Here is a 6874-nt window from a genome sequence, read left to right on the forward strand (position 1 = left end):
AAATTAAAAACATCTTCTTTGATCTTAAGATCTAACTTAGAAATAGGCAATAAAAAACTAATTTGAAGAGCTTTTATTTCTTAATACATTGGTAAACAGTAAACTTATTTGTTTTAGCAACAGTTGCATATTGATTATAGCTTTGCACTAGATAGGGTTGATACTTCAAAAAGCTATTTGCCACGATAGTGATACTACCCCTTGATGATAAATGCTGTTTTGACTTAATAATAAATTGTTCAGCAATGTCATAATCAGTAGACAATCCTGTATGAAAAGGAGGGTTACTAACAATATGCTCATATTTTCCTGATACTTTACTTAAACCATCACTCAATAAACAAACACCTTTCACATTGTTTGCAGCAAGCGTTAATTCTGTTGCTTTTGTTGCTAATGCACTGACATCTAAACACGTAAATGAGAGATTATCGTTTAAGCTACCTAGATAGGCGCTAATAATGCCTGCACCACAGCCAAAATCTAAAACTTGACCTGATTTAGGCACTGACATAGTTTCTAGCAGTAATTTTGTGCCAAGATCTAATTCACCATGATTAAATACACCCGGTAAGCTCACCACTTTGATAGTGTGATCTTTAATCAAAAGTTCGAAAGTCTTTTGATATTGATGAATATCAAAGTTTTCTTTAAGTTCTAATCCATTAAATTGATAAAGAATACAATGTCTGGCTGAGTCAATCTTATTTGAAAATCTACAAAGTGGTTTAAGCTGTTTTTCTGATGATTTTACGCCGCTTTTATTTTCTCCAACGATCAATAAACGGGTTTCATTTGATGAAACAGCACGAATATTATCTAGTATCATTAAAGCTTCAGCTTTTGCTTTTGGATAATAATAAATGATTAAATCAAAAGGCTTATTGTTTTTATCTACTTTAGGTAATTCTATACCTAGTTGGATATTACAATTATGAGTGTGTTGTGCTGCGGCTTTGGTTGCAAAATTATTTGTAAAAGCAGTTAGTGTTTTGCATGTGTTTAAAGCGTCTAATTGCTGTAAAAAATCATCTTGGCTAAAGTTAATAACTAAAATAGAGTCAGCTTCAAGTGAGTGCTCATTGCGTAATAATAATTTACTTGGATTAGTTAGCTGACTCATTATAAATTACTCCACTTTCTCAAACATAAGATCCCATACACCGTGACCTAAGCGATGACCGCGCTTTTCAAATTTAGTTAAAGGTCTAAAGTCTGGACGAGGCATGTAATCATTACTTTGAGATTGGTTTTTGAATTTATCTGATAAATTCATTACTTCAAGCATATGCTCTGCGTAATTTTCCCAATCAGTAGCCATATGGAATACACCGCCTATCTTTAATTTTTTACGTAAATTCTCTACAAATTCAGTTTGAACAATACGGCGTTTATGATGACGCTTTTTATGCCAAGGATCAGGGAAAAAAAGTTGCACTCTTGATAATGAATTATCAGCAATACAGTCAGCTAACACTTCAATTGCATCGTGCTCATAAACACGCAAGTTAGTCACTTGTGCAACATCAGCATCTAATAAACATGCACCCACACCTGGACGGTGTACTTCTATACCGATAAAGTTCGTTTCAGGCGCATTGGCTGCCATTTCGACTAATGACTTACCCATACCAAAACCAATTTCTAATACAACGTCATTATCATTGCCAAAAGTAGCTTTGAAGTCTAAAGCACCGTCTTCATGCATTAGTCCCATGGTTGGCCAGCTTTTTTCAAGGGCGTTTGCTTGACCATTGGTTAAACGGCCTTCGCGTTTTACAAAACTACGAATAGTTCTTATATATTTGCCATTTTCTTTTGCTTGCTCTAATCGAGTTTGATCTTTTTCACTCATGTTTGGTACCAACCATATCTTCAGCCTAAATTTGGTGGCGTATTATCCCTGTTAGCATCTCTTGGCACAAGTAATCTCTTGACCTTTTTATTATGAGTTATAGACTGACGGCATATTTTTGCATGGGGTTTGGCTAAGTTGGAATTAACATCGACAAAAAGTAAGTGGTTTTCGTCTCAAGTTGTAGATTGGTATGCCTTACATGGTAGAAAAACCTTACCTTGGCAGATCAATAAAACACCTTATAAAGTCTGGGTTTCTGAGATCATGTTACAGCAAACACAAGTGATCACTGTAATACCTTACTTCGAGCGCTTTATGGCAAAGTTTCCAGATGTCACATCATTAGCGAATGCGACTGAAGATGAAGTATTACATTTATGGACTGGTTTAGGGTATTACGCCAGAGCGCGTAACTTGCAAAAATCTGCAAAAATAATCCATGAGCAATATAAAGGGAAATTTCCAACAGATATAGACGAGGTTATCGCTTTACCTGGTATTGGAAAATCTACTGCAGGTGCGATTTTATCATTATCATTGCAACAGCAACATGCCATTTTGGATGGCAATGTAAAACGCGTACTAGCCCGATTTTTCATGTTAGATGGTTGGTATGGCAACAAAGCTGTTGAGCAAAGGTTATGGCAATATAGTGAAAAGCTGACACCAAAAAATAATGTGACAGAATTTAATCAAGCTATGATGGACTTAGGTTCAAGCCTTTGTTCTCGTGCAAAGTTTGACTGTGATCCATGCCCATTGAATAGCAAATGTTTAGCACTTAAAAATGATGCGGTAAAACAATACCCAAATCCAAGACCTAAAAAAGTAGTGCCAAAACGCAATTGTTATATGCTAATCGTTAAAGTAAAAGATCAGTTTTTATTAGAAAAAAGACCAAGCGAAGGAATTTGGGGTGGTTTACATGCTTTTTTACAATTTGATGATGAAATGCAGCTACAAACGTACCTAGCTCAACAAGGTATAAAATATCAAGCAAAATACTTAGATTCATTTGTGCATATATTTACTCATTTCAAGTTAACCATAAATCCTGTTTTAATTGAGTTGAACGCTCACCCTGATGTGATAAATGATAATCAAATAATGTGGTATGATCTAAAATCTAAATCAGAAGTGGGTTTAGCTGCACCCACAAAAAAATTAATAGAATTATTTTAGTTGAAACATTAAAATAACGATATATTTCAAACTTCAAAGAGAGTTTATATAATGTCACGTACCGTATTTTGTCAAAAATTACAAAAAGATGCTGAAGGTCTTTCTTTTCAACTTTACCCAGGTGAACTTGGTGAAAAGATTTTTAACAATATTTCTAAAGAAGCTTGGCAGCAGTGGCAACATAAACAAACTATGCTAATTAATGAAAAACACTTAAATATGATGGACAATGAACACCGTATTTTTTTAGAAGAACAAATGACTGGTTTTTTATTTGAAAATAAAGAAGTTGAAATTGAAGGTTATAAACCTCAAGAGAAAAAGTAACTTCATCAGAGGATAATGTGAGTATATACTTAGTCAGAATAATATTGTATTTTAGGATGGAATTTCTAACAGGAACTGTCATTTTAGTTATAATATGAACTCTTGACTAAGTGCGAATAGTCCTTTATCGATTTTTTCAATGCCTAATAAATGATTTGAATAGCTTGTTTATATTTAATAGGAAAGACATGAAACTCAGTCTACTCTATATTGTTAAAGTAGTTAGTCTAATTTTTGAGTTATAAATTCATTGACTTTAAAATAATGTTGCTCAAGTTGATCAAATAAATGCTCTATGATATGCGCATCAGAAGGTTTTTGTTCTACTAATTCTTCAAGATCCCCAGCTGTTTTAGATAGAATATCTGCACCGATACTTTTAGCTGTTGCTTTTAATTGATGTGCATTATTAATAATGCTTTTTTTATCTTCAAGGGTTACAGCAAGCTTTAAATCTGTCATGAGCTTTGAGCCATGCTCAAGAAACAGATTAAGAAAATGAGCATGTTGAGAAGTATCAGGCCCAATAAAATCAGCTAAAGCTTCTAGATTTAATGCTGGAGAAGTGTTCAGTGTTTCCTTAATTGGCAGCCATTTATTTAAGGTTTCTTCTAATAAGTTAAGCTCAACAGGTTTAGTAATATAATCATTCATACCTTGAGATAAACATTTCTCTCTCTCTCCTTTAAGTGCATTAGCTGTAATAGCAATAATAATACTCTCTTTTTTCATATCAGTTCTATTTGGAGCGTTCTCTCTAATTTTTGTAGTTAAATCATAGCCCGACATTTTTGGCATATGTAAATCAGTTAATACCAGAGGGTAGTTTCCAGATTGCCACATTTTTAAGCCTTCCTCACCATCAGATGCAACTTCAACACCGTACCCAAGCAAATGAAGTTGATCGCATATAACTTGTTGGTTCATCATATTATCTTCAACTAATAGAATAAGTTGGTTGTTAAGTCGTGCTTGTTCTATGGATGGGTATTGATTTAAAGATTTCGTCATTCTTATATTTTTTGCTTGATGTAATCCTGCCGCAATAAATAATGAATTAAATAAGCTTTCTTTACATAATGGTGCGGCATTGAGGTAAAAAGTATTGTTAAAAGTAAGTTTAGCTTCTGTTAGCTTGCTTAAAACAATAACTTGTTGGCTGTTTTCTTCTAAAGAAGCACTTAATCGTTTTAATGCTTGATTTACCTCGGGCATTGAATTTATGCCATCTAATAACCAAATTAAATTTTTTGTATTATGCCAAACAGGCTCTTTTTTTAAGTCGTGTAAATAAATTACTTCTGCATCTAAAAATTTCAAATAGTTATTGATATAATCACTTCGTTTTGAGTTTTTACTATTGCTATATAGTGCAATTTTCTTACCTTTCAGGCGGCCTTTATCTTTTACTTTACTCGTTTCATCAGCTTTAAATGGCAAGGTTACTATGAACTCACTGCCAAAGCCTAAGTCGCTGTTTACTTTTATGTCACCATACATAAGCTCAATGAGGCTTTTACATATAGATAAACCTAATCCGGTACCACCATATTCACGAGTAATGCTTGTTTCAGCTTGATTAAAAGGTAAAAAGATTTTGGCAAGCTGCATTTTATTCATGCCTTTACCATTATCAGAAATTTTAAACTCTATCGTATGGTGAGCATCGCTTTTATTTGCCAAAGAAACTTGAATGCAAATTAACCCTTGTTGTGTATCTGTAGATTTTGTAAATTTAATAGCATTACTGCATAGATTATAAATAACTTGTCTTACCCGTACTATATCGCCTGTAACAGAATCTGGAATATTAGGATCAATATAAAGATCTAGTTCAAGGTTGTTTTTATGGGCAACAGAAGAGAGTACTTTGGCAACCTCTTCAGTAATTTTGATAATTGAAAAGCTCTTTTTTTCAATTTTTAGTTTACCAGCTTCAATCTTTGAAAAATCAAGAATATCGTCTAAGATCCCTAGTAAAGAAAATGCAGAATCACGAATGATACTGCTTAATCTATGCTGTGTGCCACTTAAGTCGGTATGGCGTAATAAATCTATCGTGCCTATAACGCCATTCATCGGTGTGCGGATCTCATGGCTCATAGTGGCTAAGAAAGTTGATTTAGACTCATTTGAAAGCTCTGCAGACTTTATGGCCTTTTCTAGCTCCTCTGTTCGAGACGCGACTTGAATCTCAAGATTCGAATGTAAAGCTTGTAAATCAAGCTCAATTTGCGCATGAGATTCTTTTTGACTTTGTAATTTATTTAATAGCTGATTAATTAAAATCGAAATCTGCTTTAAGCCTAAACCAATATTTGTTGAAACAGACAACCTAAAATCTTGCTTTTGTGTGATTAGAATCATTTCATTTTCAAGCTGTAGTGTACTATTTCTTATTGTTTTACTTAAATAACGTGGAAATATAAACATTAAAATTAGACTAATAATAATACTGGCAGTTAACATAATATAAAAAAGGTCATTATTTGGTTTTTTAATTGCCTGCACTATTACTAAAGTACCAACGATATTTTCGTTTATCTTTAATATGTGGTGCAACATCATTTTTTGATCTTTTTCAATGGTGTGATTTTTTAAAATTCCTGCAATCTTTATATCTGAAGTTTGACTGATCAGCTGCAATGAACTTGTTTTTATTTTCTTATATAAAAGAAAATCGAGTTTGGGATTTATCGCTTTGACTGAAAATAAAATTTGAATGGCAGTGTTGTAACCAAATCTGGTAATAGAATTAGCAAGTGGAGTATCAATCTTATTGGCAATATTTTTAATTTCTGATTTTGAGTAATGGTTACTTTCTGCAGGAATTAAATATGTTGTATAAGCGATGGATAAAATAAGAACAGATAAAAGAAGAACATATATAAGATGCATAACTTTTTTAGAGGAAAGTGCTGCTGCATTCATACGTAAGAGATTCCTTGTTATTAATATCGAAAGCTTTTTATTAGAAAATTTGATAATAGCATGCCTATTATTTATTAAAAGCGACGCTAAGTATTTTGTATGACTTTTTATCAAATTGATGTCTTATTAAGCTTTAAATCATAACCTTGATTGAAAACTATGCAAACAATAAATAGAGTGAAAAAAAAAGTTGACTTAAACAAGTAAAACCAGTTTAATACGCCGCACACCAATACAGCTGCAAAGTTTGTTAGGTACTGCCTCGATAGCTCAGTCGGTAGAGCAGAGGATTGAAAATCCTCGTGTCCGTGGTTCGATTCCGCGTCGAGGCACCATTTATTTTTTCGTTTTATTTAAACGTTAGACAGTTTTAGTGTGCCGACTTAGCTCAGCTGGTAGAGCAACTGACTTGTAATCAGTAGGTCAACCGTTCGACTCGGTTAGTCGGCACCACTTATTATTTAAAGATAAAAATGAGCAGCTGTAATCAGTAACTCATGCCAATTATCCGTTAGATTCGGTTAGTAGGCACAAATTAATATACATAATTAAGATTAGCACAGTTTATGTGCCTCG

At 33.2% G+C, this 6874-nt stretch carries 5 protein-coding genes and 2 tRNA genes; 4 read left to right on the forward strand and 3 right to left on the reverse strand.

Annotated features, from left to right (window positions below; translation table 11 throughout):
• Positions 1-73: 73 nt before the first annotated feature.
• Positions 74-1123, reverse strand: a complete 1050-nt coding sequence (rsmC, locus tag CJF42_RS14530) for a 16S rRNA (guanine(1207)-N(2))-methyltransferase RsmC (RefSeq protein ID WP_095367384.1) — start codon at positions 1121-1123, stop codon at positions 74-76.
• 6 nt (positions 1124-1129) lie between these two features.
• Positions 1130-1855 (reverse strand): tRNA (guanosine(46)-N7)-methyltransferase TrmB, encoded by a 726-nt coding sequence (trmB, locus tag CJF42_RS14535; protein ID WP_095367385.1) that lies wholly within the window; start codon positions 1853-1855, stop codon positions 1130-1132.
• Positions 1856-1993: 138 nt separating this feature from the next.
• Between trmB and mutY the strand changes: the two genes are divergently transcribed.
• Both mutY and CJF42_RS14545 read left to right on the forward strand, forming a co-directional pair.
• Positions 1994-3040 carry an A/G-specific adenine glycosylase gene (mutY, locus tag CJF42_RS14540; protein ID WP_095367386.1) on the forward strand — a complete coding sequence of 349 codons (1047 nt, stop codon included), beginning with the start codon at positions 1994-1996 and terminating at the stop codon, positions 3038-3040.
• A gap of 51 nt (positions 3041-3091) precedes the next feature.
• A complete protein-coding gene (locus CJF42_RS14545) occupies positions 3092-3367 on the forward strand; it encodes an oxidative damage protection protein (protein ID WP_095367387.1) in 276 nt (91 codons plus the stop codon).
• 222 nt (positions 3368-3589) lie between these two features.
• Here CJF42_RS14545 and CJF42_RS14550 read toward each other — a convergent pair whose 3' ends face one another.
• A complete protein-coding gene (locus CJF42_RS14550; protein WP_095367388.1) occupies positions 3590-6298 on the reverse strand; it encodes a hybrid sensor histidine kinase/response regulator in 2709 nt (902 codons plus the stop codon).
• 259 nt (positions 6299-6557) lie between these two features.
• Here CJF42_RS14550 and CJF42_RS14555 point away from each other — a divergent pair.
• Together CJF42_RS14555 and CJF42_RS14560 are read left to right on the forward strand one after the other, a co-directional pair.
• Positions 6558-6633 (forward strand) — tRNA-Phe (locus CJF42_RS14555).
• A gap of 42 nt (positions 6634-6675) precedes the next feature.
• Positions 6676-6751: transfer RNA gene (locus tag CJF42_RS14560), tRNA-Thr, on the forward strand.
• Positions 6752-6874: the final 123 nt, after the last annotated feature.

Source organism: Pseudoalteromonas sp. NBT06-2 (genome assembly GCF_002276045.1).
In the GTDB taxonomy this organism is placed as follows: domain Bacteria; phylum Pseudomonadota; class Gammaproteobacteria; order Enterobacterales; family Alteromonadaceae; genus Pseudoalteromonas.

What these genes read in the sequence shown, in the direction of transcription:
- rsmC (WP_095367384.1), bottom strand. Translation starts at nt 1,123, where the DNA reads ATGAGTCAGCTAACTAATCCAAGTAAATTATTATTACGCAATGAGCAC.
- trmB (WP_095367385.1), bottom strand. Translation starts at nt 1,855, where the DNA reads ATGAGTGAAAAAGATCAAACTCGATTAGAGCAAGCAAAAGAAAATGGC.
- CJF42_RS14545 (WP_095367387.1), top strand. Translation starts at nt 3,092, where the DNA reads ATGTCACGTACCGTATTTTGTCAAAAATTACAAAAAGATGCTGAAGGT.
- CJF42_RS14550 (WP_095367388.1), bottom strand. Translation starts at nt 6,298, where the DNA reads ATGAATGCAGCAGCACTTTCCTCTAAAAAAGTTATGCATCTTATATAT.